The organism is Bacillus sp. UNC438CL73TsuS30, from assembly GCF_000482325.1.
In the GTDB taxonomy this organism is placed as follows: Bacteria; Bacillota; Bacilli; order Bacillales; family Cytobacillaceae; genus Neobacillus.
In genome coordinates, this window is record NZ_KI535300.1 from 100,301 (window position 1) to 115,939 (window position 15,639).

At 38.8% G+C, this 15,639-nt stretch carries 13 protein-coding genes; 10 read left to right on the forward strand and 3 right to left on the reverse strand.

Annotated elements, in window-relative coordinates:
* Window positions 1-179: 179 nt before the first annotated feature.
* The 3 genes from M028_RS32500 to M028_RS0128275 form a co-directional block, all read right to left on the reverse strand.
* Window positions 180-272, reverse strand: a complete 93-nt coding sequence (locus M028_RS32500) for a YjcZ family sporulation protein (protein WP_081810924.1) — start codon at window positions 270-272, stop codon at window positions 180-182.
* A gap of 180 nt (window positions 273-452) precedes the next feature.
* Window positions 453-1,730, reverse strand: a complete 1,278-nt coding sequence (locus tag M028_RS0128270) for an FAD-dependent oxidoreductase (RefSeq protein WP_197031489.1) — start codon at window positions 1,728-1,730, stop codon at window positions 453-455.
* A 146-nt stretch (window positions 1,731-1,876) separates the two neighbouring features.
* On the reverse strand, window positions 1,877-2,323 hold the full coding sequence (locus tag M028_RS0128275; protein ID WP_026576830.1) for a Dps family protein: 447 nt from the start codon (window positions 2,321-2,323) through the stop codon (window positions 1,877-1,879).
* 386 nt (window positions 2,324-2,709) lie between these two features.
* On the opposite strand from M028_RS0128275, the gene M028_RS0128280 reads away from it, so the two are divergent.
* From M028_RS0128280 to M028_RS0128325, 10 genes are all read left to right on the forward strand, one after another.
* Entirely contained in the window at window positions 2,710-3,273 is a 564-nt protein-coding gene (locus M028_RS0128280; RefSeq protein WP_081810929.1) for a cell wall hydrolase, read from the forward strand.
* Window positions 3,274-3,678: 405 nt separating this feature from the next.
* Window positions 3,679-5,019, forward strand: a complete 1,341-nt coding sequence (locus M028_RS0128285) for an APC family permease (RefSeq protein WP_026576832.1) — start codon at window positions 3,679-3,681, stop codon at window positions 5,017-5,019.
* A 218-nt stretch (window positions 5,020-5,237) separates the two neighbouring features.
* Window positions 5,238-6,521, forward strand: coding sequence for a Glu/Leu/Phe/Val family dehydrogenase (locus M028_RS0128290; protein ID WP_026576833.1), 1,284 nt, complete (start codon window positions 5,238-5,240; stop codon window positions 6,519-6,521).
* Window positions 6,522-6,544: 23 nt separating this feature from the next.
* A complete protein-coding gene (locus M028_RS0128295) occupies window positions 6,545-6,841 on the forward strand; it encodes an SAV0927 family protein (RefSeq protein ID WP_026576834.1) in 297 nt (98 codons plus the stop codon).
* A 13-nt stretch (window positions 6,842-6,854) separates the two neighbouring features.
* Window positions 6,855-7,103: a biotin/lipoyl-binding protein gene (locus tag M028_RS0128300; RefSeq protein WP_026576835.1), complete on the forward strand. Its 249-nt coding sequence runs from the start codon at window positions 6,855-6,857 to the stop codon at window positions 7,101-7,103.
* 117 nt (window positions 7,104-7,220) lie between these two features.
* The gene (locus M028_RS0128305; RefSeq protein WP_026576836.1) at window positions 7,221-9,356 is read left to right on the forward strand and encodes a sigma 54-interacting transcriptional regulator; all 2,136 of its coding nucleotides are present in this window, start codon (window positions 7,221-7,223) and stop codon (window positions 9,354-9,356) included.
* Window positions 9,357-9,630: 274 nt separating this feature from the next.
* A complete protein-coding gene (locus tag M028_RS0128310; protein ID WP_026576837.1) occupies window positions 9,631-11,124 on the forward strand; it encodes an aldehyde dehydrogenase family protein in 1,494 nt (497 codons plus the stop codon).
* A 96-nt stretch (window positions 11,125-11,220) separates the two neighbouring features.
* On the forward strand, window positions 11,221-12,591 hold the full coding sequence (locus tag M028_RS0128315) for a putrescine aminotransferase (RefSeq protein ID WP_026576838.1): 1,371 nt from the start codon (window positions 11,221-11,223) through the stop codon (window positions 12,589-12,591).
* A 49-nt stretch (window positions 12,592-12,640) separates the two neighbouring features.
* Window positions 12,641-13,996, forward strand: a complete 1,356-nt coding sequence (gene gabT, locus M028_RS0128320) for a 4-aminobutyrate--2-oxoglutarate transaminase (RefSeq protein WP_026576839.1) — start codon at window positions 12,641-12,643, stop codon at window positions 13,994-13,996.
* A gap of 51 nt (window positions 13,997-14,047) precedes the next feature.
* The gene (locus M028_RS0128325; protein WP_155925875.1) at window positions 14,048-15,466 is read left to right on the forward strand and encodes an NAD-dependent succinate-semialdehyde dehydrogenase; all 1,419 of its coding nucleotides are present in this window, start codon (window positions 14,048-14,050) and stop codon (window positions 15,464-15,466) included.
* Window positions 15,467-15,639 lie beyond the last annotated feature (173 nt).

The window sequence follows — 15,639 nt, forward strand, 5'->3', positions numbered from 1 at the left end:
TTCAAATTGTCGCCAATGAAGGCGATAGGCGACAAACAGAGGAGCAACTGGGTTTAAACTGTCGCCAATGAAGGCGATAGGCGACAAACTTAAAAAAAGAATTAAAATTGTCTCCAAAAAAAGAGGGGGCGGTGAACAAAAGTTCACCGCCTCTTCTTTAACCTATAATCGAATCATCATTAGTACATCATAAAAGATGCGCCAACAATGATTAAGAGGATGAATAGAACAACAATTAACGCAAAGTTGTTGTTGTGGTGTCCGTCTGACATAGTAGAATCACCTCCTACTTGTATTCATTATAATTTATGCTTGTTTTTCTCACGCGTAATGGACAAAGGTTGATTTTTTGAAAAATGTTGAAAAATATCTAACTATGAGGAAAAGGGACTGAAATGAGGAAAAATAAAAAACGGATTCAGAACATCTGAATCCGTTAGTTTTATAAAAAATCAACTATATTGCGGACGTAGTTTAGTCCGTTTATTTACGTGCTGCTCCGCCCCTAATGCAGCAATCGCGCCATCCGCTGCAGAAATGACCGCTTGTTTGATTGGAGTTCTTCTCGCATCCCCGCCAGCAAAGACACCTTCGGCACTCGTTTGAAGAAGTTCATCAACACTCACATAGCCTTCCTCGTCTCTCATTACTGCGCCTTTTAAGAAATCGGTTCCCGGTTTCATCCCGCCAAGATATAAGAAGACACCATCTACATCCCATACTTGTTCTTCTTTTTTATCATTTAAAATCACAATTTTCTCAACGTTATCCGTTCCAATAATTTCTCTTAAACGATGACTGCGATAGATTTCAACCTTTGGATTGTTTTCAAGCCCTGAAAGGTCTGCATCCCCTTTTAAATTCTCAATTGGAATTAACAATTTGACCGTTTTACAATATTTTGCAAGTGTTGCAGCCTCATGAATGGCTTCCTCGTTATCTCCAACAACCGCTACAACCTGGTCCTGATAGAAAGCGGCATCGCAAGTTGAACAGTAGCTGACACCGCGTCCGGTAAATTCCTCTTCTCCCTGTATCTTATTTGATGGAGCCTTTGCACCAACCGCAATAAAGACACTTTTCGCTTGAACCGTTCCCTCTGCCAATTCAACCTTTTTAATTTCGTTCGTGAAATCCACAGATAATACAGTAGAACGAACAAATTCCGCTCCAAAATCCTTTGCTTGAGCCTGCATTCTTGTTAAAAGCTCGAGACCAGTCAGTTCTTCACGTACTCCTGGATAGTTCGCGATTTTATGGGTAATAGCTAAGGTTCCCGCCTTAGGTGCCTTATCAATGACAAGAGTCTTTAATTTTCCGCGTGCTGCATAAACGGCTGCAGATGCCCCGGCAGGACCTCCTCCGATTGTAACAAAATCATAAACTTCTTCGAGAACTTGAGGGGTTACAGGTTGAAAAATAGAAGTTTCCTCACCCTTCACTTGTTCCGTAGTAGGTTTTTCCTTGTTGGACGAACCATCAGTATCTTCAGGAATATCTAGAAGCTTCCTAAACTTTTTCTCTTGAAAACCTAATACAAGCTTGCCATTAATAAAAGTTGCAGGTGTACCAAAAATTTTCCGTTCCTTTAGCTGATCGAAATACTCTTTATGTATGGAAGCATTCCGTTCTTCGTATTCAATTCCCCAATCCTTTAAAGCAGATTTAACTTTTTCGCAATAAGGGCAGCCAGTACTGCTGTAAACAATTACTTCTAATTTTTCTGTCAAAATTGCAGCCTCCTAAATAAATCCTTTTCTGTTACTATTATAATAATATTAATATTAGTTAAAAGTCAATCCTTTTTAATAATTATTATAATTTAAATGAATGCAAAAAACAGAGTCCAATCATCATGCTGGACTCTATAACAGGTTTAAATTGTTTTTCCAAGGAAGGCTTGAAGCATCCAAATATGTTTTTCTAAGCCGGAGTGGATGGCTAGAAGCATATCGCCGGTCGTTTCATCATTCAATTCCCCGGCTAAGTTCATTCCCTCTTTTAATTCCCCGGTGATAATGGAGAAATCGTTAATAATGGATTGAACCATGGCCTCAGCGGCTTCGTTGCCGTTTGCTTCTTGGATGGATGAAAGCTCCAAGCATTCCTTCATGGTTGCGACAGGATTTCCACCAATGGATAAGAGTCGTTCGGCAAGTTCGTCCACGTGAACACCTGCTTCATTATAAAATTCCTCGAATTTAGTATGTAACGTAAAAAATTGGTTTCCCTTAACATACCAATGATAATTATGAAGCTTCATGTACAGTACAGACCAATTGGCAATTTGCTTATTTAATACACTCACTAGTTGATTATCCATTAATAAACCCTCCTCATTTTCTATTTCTTCTATATTATTTCTAAAAAGGTAGGAAAGATTCCTTTTTGATTGACAGTTGAATGATGTCAATTTGGTGAAGATTTCCGATTTATGTTACAGGAGCGAAACATCTTGTAAAAAAACATCCTAAACCATCCAATTTAGTAGAGGTCTGGTAAAAAGTTATCTTTGGTTGATAATTCCATTTGCTGAATAAATGCTTTTATAGCAGTGGCTAAATGAGTTTAATTATACCTTCCACTTTTTGGGTACTGAATAAGAATGTTACAACTGATAGCCTTATAGATAGACAAACGAGCGAAATGATTAGGAGGTTTTAAGATATGAAATTAAATAAACTTAAGAAACTAGTAATTGCTGCAGGTATGATGGTATCTTTATCAGCATTTACTTTAACAACAAAATCAGAAGCGGCAACAGGAACAGCACATAAAGTACAATATGGTGAAAGCTATTGGAAAATTGCAAAAGGATTCGGAATACCTGTAAATAGCTTAATGGCAGCAAACCATAATGCGCCTCTTTATGCAGGTGAAACTATAACATTACCATACTCTTCAATCTCAATGGCTGATAAAGATCTTATGGCAAGACTTGTTCATGCAGAAGCAATTGGAGAACCATATGCGGGAAAAGTGGCAGTCGCTACTGTAATCCTGAACAGAGTTTCAAGTCCTGATTTTCCAAATTCTATTAGAAAAGTGATTTATCAAATCTCAAAGGGACACTATGCATTCACTCCTGTCCAAGATGGACGAATTAATCAACCTGCCGATGCAGCTTCAAAGAGGGCTGTTAATGAAGCTATAGCCTTCAAAGGCCAAGGAAATGGCTCACTATTTTTCTACAATCCAAGAACAGCTCAAAGTAAATGGATTTTCTCACGACCGGTTACGGTTACAATCGGAAATCATCGATTTGCAAAATAGGTGCCTGGCACCACCCGAATTTTCTTGTTTCACATAATTGTTTCACATCCATAAAAAGCAGTGGATTCCGTATTTTGGAATGCCACTGCTTTTTAGTATCTTTAATTAGTGAAGAAAGTACTCCAAGAATGTCGAAATTTCTGGTGACAAATTTTATTTACTATGGAATAATGTATGCATGAATGCATAATTCTGAAAATTGTTAATTAACTGCACCAATAGAACTAACTACCGATAGTAAGTATTTTTTCTTCTATTATGAGAGTGGAAAGATTGGCATAAAAATTGCACTTAAGTATATTGAACTTTCTAAAAGCAAAGGGGGAGTGGAAAATTAGTGAAAATCAAAAGGGGCATTTACCTATTGAAAGCGGTTTAATTATTTAATTTTTGGGGGAATGATATGTGGAAAATACTGTACATTTAAAAAGGTCGCTCAAGTTATGGCAGATTGTCGTTATGGGGCTCTCTTATATGGCTCCCATGGCTGTTTTTGACACCTTTGGAATTGTATCTGGGGAAACAAATGGGCATGTTCCAACAGCTTATATCATTGCATTACTTGGAATGCTATTTACAGCGATAAGTTACGGAAAACTCGTTCGGGTTTTTCCAGAAGCTGGGTCGGCTTATACGTACACACAAAAAGCAATTAACAGCCACTTGGGATTTCTTGTAGGCTGGTCATCTCTGCTGGATTACTTGTTCTTGCCCATGGTCAATGCACTATTAACAAAACTTTATTTAAATTCTTTATTCCCTTCCGTTCCTGATTTCATTTGGGTATTGATTTTTGTAGGAATCGTTACATTCTTAAACTTGCGAAGTGTTAATATTCTTGCAAATTTCAATGCATTTTTTGTATTTGTTCAAATAGCAATAATTATTGTATTTATCGTCCTTGTTATAATTGGATTGCATCATGGTGAGGGTCAGGGGACTGTATTCAATTTACAGCCATTTTTTAAAGAAGGAATGAATGCCTCCCTTCTAGTTACCGGCGCAACAATTCTTTGCTTTTCTTTTTTGGGATTTGATGCGGTTACGACTCTTTCTGAGGAAACACCGGATCCGAAAAAAACAATCCCCAAAGCCATTTTGCTTACTGCATTATGTGGTGGCATTATCTTTGTTATTACTTCCTTTTTTATTCAATTATTTTTCCCAGACATTTCAAGGTTCAAAAATCCGGATGCAGCACTTCCAGAAATTGCCCTTTTTGTTGGTGGGAAACTGTTCCAATCAATTTTCTTGTGCACTACTCTTGTAAATACTCTCGCTTCCGGCCTTGCATCTCAAGCTAGTATTTCACGGTTATTATACGTAATGGGGCGTGACAATGTATTTCCTGAAAAGTGGTTTGGATATATTCATCCAAAATATAGGACACCGGTCTTTAACGTGATCCTGGTAGGAGTGATTTCTCTTTCAGCTTGGTTCTTTGATTTAGTAACAGCTACTTCTTTAATTAACTTTGGTGCGTTAATGGCCTTTACATTTGTTAACCTTTCCGTCATAAGTCATTATGCATTCCGGAAAAAAATGCATCGAACGCCGAAAGGATTTTTCAATTATGTAATCATGCCATTAATCGGAGCCGGGGCGGTTGGGGTTCTCTGGTTCAACCTTGAAGCAAGCTCCCTGATTATGGGATTAGCGTGGTTTGCCATTGGGTTTACGTATCTACTCTATTTAACCAAAGCTTTCCGTACTGCTCCTCCGCAATTTAAGGCCGAAGAAGCCTAATATATATGGTAGTTGAAAACGCATTCTAGCCAGTTAGAATGCGTTTTTTTATTTTTCTAAAAAAATTATGCAATTTTGCATAACTCCAATCATTTTTTCATAATTCTTAAAAGGGCATAGCTGCTATGTATTAAAAAAACTCAGTAAAATAGCGGTTTTTTCAAGTTGGCACGGAAATTGCTAATACCTTTAATAAGAATAAAAAATGAGGTGTTAAAATGACAGTCAGTACACAGAAAAATGATACAAATTTAAAGGAACAGGATAATTCGCTTAATGAATTTCAAGAAACCTTAAAGGAAGCGGCAAGTATTCTAAATTATCCTTCCCAAGTTTTTGAATTCTTAAGTAGACCAATGCGATTTTTAGAAGTTAGTATTCCAATAACCATGGACAATGGCCAAACGAGGATATTCCAAGGATACCGAGCTCAGCATAATGATGCACCTGGACCAACTAAAGGTGGGATTCGTTTTCATCCGGATGTTACCCCTGAGGAAGTAAAGGCATTGGCTGGATGGATGAGTTTGAAATGTGGAATAACCGATCTTCCATATGGAGGGGCAAAAGGTGGAATTATTTGCGACCCGCGTGAAATGAGTTTAAATGAGTTGGAAAAATTGAGCCGCGGCTATGTAAGAGCAGTAAGTCAAATTGTCGGACCAACAAAAGATATTCCGGCACCTGATATGTATACAAACTCTCAAATTATGGCCTGGATGCTGGACGAATATGACCATATCCGTGAATTTGACTCACCAGGATTTATTACCGGTAAGCCGATTGCCTTAGGCGGGTCCAAAGGCCGTGAAACAGCTACCTCTAAAGGTGTTTTATACACTTTACAAATGGTAAGTGAATTAAAAAGTATGCCATTAAAAGATATGCGCGTAATTATTCAAGGTTTTGGTAATGTCGGAAGCTATCTAGCTAACTATTTATATGAATTGGGAGCAAAGGTAATCGGGATTGGAGACCTGCTTGGCGGGGTATATGATGAGAATGGTTTAGATATCCCTAACTTAATTGACAGCCGGGATTCATTTGGAATCGTCAGCAACCGTTTTAATCAAGCGATTACAAACCAAGAATTATTAGAAAAAGAGTGCGATGTTTTAATACCGGCAGCGATTTCTGGTGTAATTAATAAACAAAATGCTCACAAGATTAATTGTAGTATTGTCATTGAAGCAGCGAACGGACCGACTACAAAAGAAGCGTTGAACATTCTTGATGATCGGGATATTCTTGTTGTTCCTGATATCCTTGCAAATTCCGGCGGGGTTATTGTTTCCTATTTTGAATGGTGCCAAAACAATCAAGGTTACTACTGGAAAGAGGAAGAGGTTGACAGCCGCCTTAAGGAGAAAATCACCGATAGTTTTAAAAATGTATATAACACCTCAAAAAGATACAACGTCAATATGAAAATAGCTGCCTATATAGAAGGAATTCAACGATTAGCAGAGGCTTCAAGATTAAGAGGCTGGCTTAAATATTAAAAAATAAAAGGGGGATTTTTTGAATGAAATTAGAATTCTTATCTGAACAAAAAGAACAGCAGCTTCTCCACTATTTTTGTATTATTTCCAATAACCACCGTTACGATTTAACGATTGGTTATTCCGAGCATTTTTTCGGAAAAGCAATGGTCACTTCTTTGCAGACTGGAAACATGGTATTACTTTGCCAGGAAGATACCCCTAACGATGAATTTTGGGCATACAAATTAGGAATTGAACAGGAAGACATTCCTGAATTCTATGAATTTTTTGATCTAGTTTTACACACGCAATCTTTTCAGGAGCAATATGAACATTAGGAGGTTAGAAAGCATGGATTTTGATGTGGTTCTTAGCCCTGTTTATGGAAAAATTGAAAAAGTCTCCATAAAGAGAGAATCCAGAATTTATGAGTGGGAACCATTATTTACAATCAAAACTGCAGATGGTATCGTCGAAACGATTCAAACGGGAATAAGCGGAGAAATTCATTCATTGGAGGTTCAAGAAGGGGATCAAGTCATTCCCGGAATGGTCCTGGCATATGTTAAAGAAGATTTGTTCGTTACGGGAAGCGACTAACTTTTTAAAAAAAGGAAGATGGAGATGACATCTTCCTTTTAAGCATTTTTTTCTATTTGAAATTTTCTGTATTACGTGTAGTATAAGATTGACAAGGCTTTAAGGGGGATGTAATAGATGTTTTCCGTGGCAAAGGAAAAAATTAAGCCAATAATAGCAGTTGAAATCAGCGAGAATCAAGAAATAGTTGGATCTTCCATTAAAAACATCAAGGAACCCTTTTTATTCCTAAAAAAACAGGACAAATTATTTGCCTATGCGATAATGAATACACCATTACTTGAAAAGTTAGAAAGGCAAAATTTCGAGTTAGCGGTTTTACTTGAGCACACAAAGTCAATTGAAAATGTCTGTTATTTAGGGGAACATATTTCATTACCCGTCCTATTTCAAATTGTCGGGGAACCATTTGCAATCATAAGAGGAGAGGATGGAATTCCGAGCGGCTACATTCTCAGGGAAGACATTCTGGCAGAGCTTTTTAAACAAGAAAATAAAAGTGTGGATTTATTAAAAATCATGCTTACCTCCATACCAATGGGGATGTTTGTTTTAGATAAAGAAAAACGAATCATCAATTGTAATGATGCTGGCTTAAAAATGATTAAATCAACCTCCGATCAGGTTTTAAATCTTCCGGCAGAAAATATTTTTAGCGGAGAGCACATTCAGAATGTTTTTGAAACCGGAAAAACGCTTCTAAATCATCTCGAAATTACCAACGGAACAGGGGTCCTCGTTGATTATAGTCCTATATTAAACTATGACCATGAAGTAGATGGAATCATCATCGTGGTACAAGATTTACCAATGGTTGAAGAAATGGCGATGGAAATTGAGCATATCAAGGATTTAAATAAAGACTTAAATGCCATTCTTTCGAGCATTTATGATGAGATACTTGTAGTAAATGCGAAAGGTGAATTAATCAGGTACAGCGAAAACATCATCCAGGACTTTTGGAAAGTAGATTTAAAAGAGTTGCTTGGGAAAAATATGTTCCAGCTTGAGGACCAAGGGTTGTTCACACCTTCTGTGACAAGGCTGGTTATGGAACGAAAGAAAAAGGTTTCCGTTGTTCAGGAAACGAAAAATGGAAGACGGATTCTTGCCGTTGGTAATCCTATTTTTAATGATAAAAATGAACTAGACCGTATCATTATTGCTTCCCGGGATATTACAGAAACAACGAAGCTAAAAAGCGAATTAAAAGAAATGAAGAAAATCTCAGAGCAGTATAAGAAGGAATTGGATACGTTTAAAAGTAAGGACCGCTTTTTAAAAAAGTTAATTTATTGCAGCCCGAAAATGGAAAAAATTATGAGTCAAGTAAAGAAAATTGCTGATTTTTCTTCCACTGTCCTGCTCAATGGGGAGTCCGGTGTCGGAAAGGAAGTTATTGCTCAAGCAATTCATCAGTTAGGAAAACGAGCGGAGTATCCATTTCTAAAATTGAATTGTGGTGCCATCCCGGAAAATTTATTGGAAAGCGAATTATTTGGATACGTGAAGGGTGCTTTTACAGGTGCCGATAAGAACGGAAAAGACGGATATTTCAAACAAGCAGATGGGGGAATCCTGTTTCTGGATGAAATTGGGGAGATGCCGATGCATCTGCAGGTAAAGCTGCTGCGAGTTCTTCAGGAGCAGGAGGTTATTCCTGTCGGCAGTACCACTCCGTTTAAGATCAATGTCCAAATCATTGCTGCTACGAATAAGAAATTAGAGAAAATGGTGGAGGAAGGTAGCTTCCGAGAGGATTTATTTTACCGCCTGAATGTTATTCCAATTCATATTCCACCATTAAGAGAACGGGTTGAGGACATTTCGTTGCTTGCATTTCATTTTCTTCAGCAGTTAAATGAAAAATATGAGCGGAACTATCATTTAACACCGGATGCGATTAATGTGATGGAGTTTTATCCATGGCCGGGTAATGTAAGGGAATTGCAAAATATTATTGAAAGATTAGTTGTTTCTGCGGATGAGCAGGCTATTGATGCGGAATTTGTCAGCCAGTTTTTATCATTAGGCTATGAATATAAAAAAATGAAGCCTGTTATTACGAGAGTCATTCCTCTGCAGGAGGCAATCGATCAGGTGGAGGAACAGTTGATTGTCCTAGCTATGAAGCAATATAAAACAACAACCAAAGCAGCAAAGGCATTAGGAATCAGCCAGTCCTCCGTCAGCAGGAAATATCAAAAAATTGTAAGTGAGAAAAATCTAAATACCGAAAAATTATCCACATAATCACCAAAAGCTGCATCAGACCTAAAATCTGATGCAGCTTTTTTTATATATAGTATGGGTGAAAATTTTTGAACCAAGTTGATTGGAGCGAAGCGCCTGAAGCGCAAATCAACCACCATGTTCAATAGGGCCTATGCAAAAAATAATAGGTTTATGCAAAAATGAATAGCTTTCTGCAAAGTAACTTGATAAATCCTTTAATTAATAGGTTTTTAGAGTTGGCACGCTTCTTGCATTAATAGATAGTGAGGATTAATTAAGGAGGAAATTTCACATGGTCGAAATAAAAAACCGAGTTGCAAATCTAAAAATGTTTATTGATGGCGAATGGAAAGATTCTGAAAATCAAGAAACACGCCCAGTCATTAATCCAGCCAACGGTGAAGTGATCACCCATGCACCTGAGGGAACAGTCGCAGATGCACGCACGGCAATCTTTGCTGCCCGCAGAGCCTTTGAAGAGGGAGTATGGTCCGGTTTATCAGCACAGGAAAGAGCCTCCTATTTATTTAAAATTGCTGACAAAATTGATGAATATGCAGACGAATTAACTCAGCTTGAAACAATGGACAACGGTAAAACCTTAAGAGAAGCTGGGGGCGATATTGGTGACGCAGCTGCTTGTTTCCGTTACTATGCAGGATTGATTACTAAACCGGATGGCTTTACCTACCATGTAGCAGATCCAATGCAGGCAATGGTAGTCCGTGAGCCTGTCGGCGTTTGCGGCTTAATAGTTCCGTGGAATTATCCATTACTAATGAGTGTTTGGAAAATTGCTCCAGCATTAGCTGCAGGAAATACAATTGTCTTTAAACCATCTGAAGTAACGCCGGTAACTCCGAAAAAATTATTTGAAATTTTTGAAGAAATCGGTTTGCCAAAAGGTGTTGCCAATATGGTTATGGGTGCCGGTGCCGTGGTAGGAAATGAAATAGCCTCTCATCCTGAAGTAGACATGGTTTCGTTTACCGGCGGCACGAAAACAGGAAAACATATCATGAAAACTGCGGCAGATACCATGAAAAAGGTTTCTTTGGAGCTAGGCGGTAAATCACCAAATATTATTTTTGCAGATGCTGACTTTGAAACCGCTGTAGATTGGGCATTGTTTGGAATTTATTGTGGTACAGGTCAGGTGTGTTCGTCTGGATCAAGAATTCTTGTCGAAGAAAGCATCTATGATAAGTTTGTAGACCGTTTTGTCGAAAGAGCGAAGCAAATTAAAGTTGGTCCTGGGAATCATCCTGAATCAGAAATGGGTCCACTTGTCAGCCAGCAACACATGGAAAAAGTTCTTCATTATATTGACCTTGGAAAACAAGAAGGTGCCAAGATTGCATGTGGCGGTAACAGAATTGTTGATAATGGTCTAGAAAATGGCTATTTTGTTGAACCAACTGTTTTTATTGATGTAAACAATGATATGAGAATTGTTCAAGAGGAAATCTTTGGTCCTGTTGTTTGTATTCAAAAATTCAAGGATGAAGCCGAAGCGATCCAACTTGCCAATAGTACGGTTTACGGCCTTGCCGGAGCAGTATTTTCAACCGATGGAGCAAAGGCTTTACGCGTGATTAAAAAGGTTCGCTCCGGAATTACCTGGATTAACGCTTACCACCCAACTTACAACGAAGCACCGTGGGGCGGTTATAAACAAAGTGGTATCGGAAGAAGTCTCGGAACATTCGGTCTTGAAGAATTCCAAGAGATTAAACAAATTAATATTAACCTGCAGGTTGAACCAATCGGCTGGTTTTCAAACTAATTTCGATAAGTGAAAGCGCCCGTTTTAGGGTGCTGGAACTTGAAATATATATTTAAACAAAATTCAAACATTTATAACTAACAAGGAGAGATAAACATGAGTATCGATTTTAAAAGTGAAGTAAAAAGTGAAAAGAATCAAAATGTAACGGAATATATTAACAAGGTTTTAAATTTAATAGAAAAAGAAGATATTACACAAGAAGATGCAGCTTGGATTACAAAAGAAACCCTTGATGGTTTCCGTGAAAATGTCAACCCTGGATTCCTTGAATACCGTAAAACCGTTACTGAAGGCGGTCAATTCGCTGCAGTAGAATGGTCTGATAGCGGTGCAGGCTTTAAAGATGTTAATGGTAAAGAATATATTGACTGTCTTGGCGGCTTTGGAATTTATAATGTTGGTCACCGAAATCCAAAGGTTGTAAAGGCTGTTACTGACCAATTAAAACGCCAAGCTCTTCACAGCCAGGACCTTCTTGACCCGCTTCGTGCGATGCTTGCAAAAATTTTAGGCGAAATCACACCAGGTGATTTGAAATATGCATTCTTTACAAATAGTGGTACTGAAAGTGTCGAAGCAGCTCTTAAACTTGCAAAAATGTACGGTGAAAGAACAACCTTTATCTCTACCACTCGTGCTTTCCATGGTAAGAGTCTTGGTTCATTATCCGGAACGGCAAAAGGAATGTTCCGTAAACCATTCCTTCCATTAATTCCAGGTTTCCGTCACGTTCCATTTGGCGATATCGACATGATGAGAAAAACATTTGAAGTTTGTGCATCCGTCGGAGAAGATGTGGCAGCCGTTATTCTTGAGCCTATCCAAGGTGAAGGCGGAATTATCCTTCCTCCAGAAGGCTATTTAAAACAAGTAAGAGAGCTTTGTGACCAATATGGATCCTTACTCATTTTTGACGAAGTACAAACAGGTATGGGTCGTACCGGTAAAATGTTTGCTGCAGAATTATATGATGTAGTACCGGATATCATCTGTCTTGCAAAAGCGTTTGGCGGCGGTGTAATGCCTGCTGGTGCGATTGTGGCTAAAGAAGAAGTATTCAAAAGCTGGTTCGAAAATCCATTTATGCATACAACAACATTTGGAGGAAACCCACTTGCTTGTGCAGCAGCCATTGCTACAATCGGTGTGTTAATTGAAGAGAATTTACCACAGCGTGCAGCTGAGGCTGGAGAATACTTCCTTGCAGAGTTGAAAAAAGCAACGGTTGGCCATGAAGACAAAGTACAAGAAATTCGTGGTCAAGGCCTAATGATTGGCATCGAATTCCATAAGGATGAGATCGGTTATGAGGTGTCAAAAGGAATGTTCGATAACGGTATCCTTGTTGCAGGAACATTGATTAACTCAAAAACCATTCGTATTGAACCTGCTTTAACAATCAGCTATGAAGAAATTGATAAAGTGGTCAGCACCTTTAAGCAAGTGCTAGCTCAAGTGAAATAATAACATCAATTAGATAGAGGTATATGCAGATAAGGGGGAGCAAAAAGACGTGGAAAAGAAATATGTAAAGCTCCAAACATCCATTCCAGGCCCAAAATCGCAGGAACTATTAGAACGTCGAAACCAATATGTTCCTAAAGCAATCAGCAACAATATTCAATCCTTTGTGAAAAAAGCGCAGGGCGCAATCGTGGAGGATGTCGATGGAAATATTTATATTGATTTTGCCGGGGCAATCGGAACCTTGAATGTTGGTCATTCCCATCCCAGGGTGGTAAGAGCCCTTCAGGAACAAGCCAGTCAATTTATTCATACAGGCTTTAATGTCATGATGTATGAATCCTATATCAAGCTTGCGGAGAGACTCTGCAAGCTTGCCCCTGGCAATTTTGCGAAGCAGGCAGCCTTTTTTAACAGCGGTGCAGAAGCTGTTGAAAATGCAGTTAAAATTGCAAGGAAATACACGAAACGCCAAGGAATTATCTCTTTTACAAGGGGGTTCCATGGTAGAACGTTAATGACCATGACCATGACAAGTAAGGTGAAGCCGTATAAATTTGGCTTTGGCCCATTTGCACCGGAGGTTTACAAGGCACCATATCCATATGTTTACCGCCGCCCTGATGGTATGAGCGAAGAACAATATAGCAAGATGATTATTGAACAATTTGAACAGTTTTTAGTTTCTGAGGTGGCACCAGAAACCATTGCAGCAGTCGTGATGGAACCGGTCCAAGGTGAAGGTGGATTTATCGTTCCGGACATTGCCTTCGTCCAGCGTGTCAGAGAAATCTGCAGCCAATATGGAATTTTATTTGTTGCTGATGAAATTCAAACTGGATTTGCCCGAACAGGTAAGTATTTTGCCATTGAACATTTCGGAGTGGAACCGGACTTAATCACTATCTCTAAGTCGATGGGGGCAGGGGTGCCAATCAGTGGTGTGATTGGTCGTACTGAAATTATGGATGCCGCTGAAGTAGGTGAAATTGGTGGTACATATTCAGGCAGCCCGCTTGGATGCCGTGCAGCCTTGACTGTTTTAGATATTATTGAAAGTGAAAATCTTAATGATCGTGCTGAAGAATTAGGAAATAGAGTAGTGGAGAAAATGAAAATCCTTGCTGAGCGCTTTGACTGCATTGGTGATGTCCGCGGTCTTGGTGCTATGTGTGCAATGGAAATTGTGAAGGACAAGCAGTTAAAAACTCCTGATAAGGAAACGGTTGGGAAAATCGTCAAAGCTGCAGGAGAAAGAGGGCTTTTATTATTAAGCGCGGGAATTTTTTCTAACGTTATTCGTATCCTAATGCCGTTAACCATCACGGATGAACAGCTTGAAGAGGGTCTCAAGATTCTTGAGGAGTCCATGGAATCGGTATTTGCCATTGATCCGGCCCTTTAAATCGGAGGTAAATGAATGGAAAGAATAGAAAAAAAGTATCAAATTTATCCGATGTATATAGATGGAAATTGGATTGGTAATGATTCTGAGATTTTTACCGAAATCGTGAATCCGGCAACAAAGGAAGTTGTCGGTGCTGTCCCAACAGGTGGCGCCTATGAAGCAATTAAAGCAGTTGATGCAGCTCATACCGCATTTCAAACCTGGTCAAAAAAGACAGCCGATGAGCGTTATCAGATACTAATGAAATGGCATTATTTAATTGAAGAAAATAAACATGAGATTGCTAGAATCATGACAATTGAGCAAGGAAAACCTCTTAAAGAAGCATTGGGAGAAGTGGTTTATGCCAATGGATTTATCTCTTGGTATGCTGAAGAGGGAAAAAGAATTTACGGGGAAACGATTCCTGCGTCACATCCAAATAAGCGGATCCTTGTTCGAAAAGAACCTGTCGGGGTCATTGCGGCCATTACGCCTTGGAATTTCCCGGCTGCGATGATTACGAGAAAAGTCGGTCCTGCGCTAGCTGCAGGCTGTACAGCCGTTGTAAAACCGGCCAATCAAACACCGCTTACAGCATTAAAACTGGCTGAGCTTGCCTATGAAGCAGGGGTACCTAAGGGAGTTATAAATGTCGTAACCGGAAGATCTTCAGAAATTGGTGATGTTTGGTTAAAGGATTCTCGCGTAACGAAAATTACCTTTACCGGTTCGACAGAAGTTGGGAAAACATTGATGCGTGGAGCTGCTGACACCGTTAAAAAGGTATCACTTGAACTTGGTGGAAATGCTCCATTTATCGTTATGGATGATGCCGACTTAAGAAAAGCGGCTGCGGGTCTAGTGCAATCCAAATTCCGTAATGCCGGACAAACCTGTATTTGTACGAACCGTGTCTTTGTTCAGGAATCAGTCGCAAATCAATTTGTTGATTTGTTTCAAAATGAATTAGAAAAATTAAAGGTCGGTAATGGTTTAGATGAAGGAATCGATGTTGGTCCATTAATTGATCAAGCCGCTTTATCAAAGGTAGAAACACTTGTTGAGGACGCAGTAAATAAGGGTGGAAAAATTGCTTTTAGCGGTGTAAAGCCAACTGAAGTAAACGGATATTTCTACGCTCCAACCATCATAACGAATATTAATGATGGGATGGAATGTATGCGGGATGAAATTTTTGGTCCGCTTGCCCCTATTGCAACCTTCAAAACGGAAGAGGAAGTTATTGCTCGTGCAAATGACTCCATTTATGGATTAGCTGCGTATGTTTATACACAAAATTTAAGCCGCTCCTTTAGAATAACGGAACAGCTTGAATATGGGATTATCGGTTTGAATGATGCCTTACCATCGACAGTCCAAGCACCATTTGGAGGATTTAAGGAAAGCGGACTAGGCAGAGAAGGCGGTCATTACGGGATTGATGAGTATTTAGAGGTTAAATATATTTCAATTGGTATAGATTAAGCCTTTTATAAGTAAATATTTTATAGGAACTGCCTAATTTATTTAACCCTCCTTTTCAAAGGACTCCAAATAAAAGCCAGTAAAACCTTCAGTGATGATTTTATCATTGATAGTTTTATTGGCTTTTTTATCGAATTTAGGAGGAAAATGACGAAGCTTTGTTTAATATAATA

Bases quoted from the DNA above. Each gene is read 5' to 3' on its own strand.
- M028_RS32500 (WP_081810924.1), bottom strand. From the start codon at position 272: ATGTCAGACGGACACCACAACAACAACTTTGCGTTAATTGTTGTTCTA.
- M028_RS0128275 (WP_026576830.1), bottom strand. From the start codon at position 2,323: ATGGATAATCAACTAGTGAGTGTATTAAATAAGCAAATTGCCAATTGG.
- M028_RS0128280 (WP_081810929.1), top strand. From the start codon at position 2,710: ATGATGGTATCTTTATCAGCATTTACTTTAACAACAAAATCAGAAGCG.
- M028_RS0128290 (WP_026576833.1), top strand. From the start codon at position 5,238: ATGACAGTCAGTACACAGAAAAATGATACAAATTTAAAGGAACAGGAT.
- M028_RS0128295 (WP_026576834.1), top strand. From the start codon at position 6,545: ATGAAATTAGAATTCTTATCTGAACAAAAAGAACAGCAGCTTCTCCAC.
- M028_RS0128300 (WP_026576835.1), top strand. From the start codon at position 6,855: ATGGATTTTGATGTGGTTCTTAGCCCTGTTTATGGAAAAATTGAAAAA.
- M028_RS0128305 (WP_026576836.1), top strand. From the start codon at position 7,221: ATGTTTTCCGTGGCAAAGGAAAAAATTAAGCCAATAATAGCAGTTGAA.
- M028_RS0128310 (WP_026576837.1), top strand. From the start codon at position 9,631: ATGGTCGAAATAAAAAACCGAGTTGCAAATCTAAAAATGTTTATTGAT.
- M028_RS0128315 (WP_026576838.1), top strand. From the start codon at position 11,221: ATGAGTATCGATTTTAAAAGTGAAGTAAAAAGTGAAAAGAATCAAAAT.
- M028_RS0128325 (WP_155925875.1), top strand. From the start codon at position 14,048: ATGTATATAGATGGAAATTGGATTGGTAATGATTCTGAGATTTTTACC.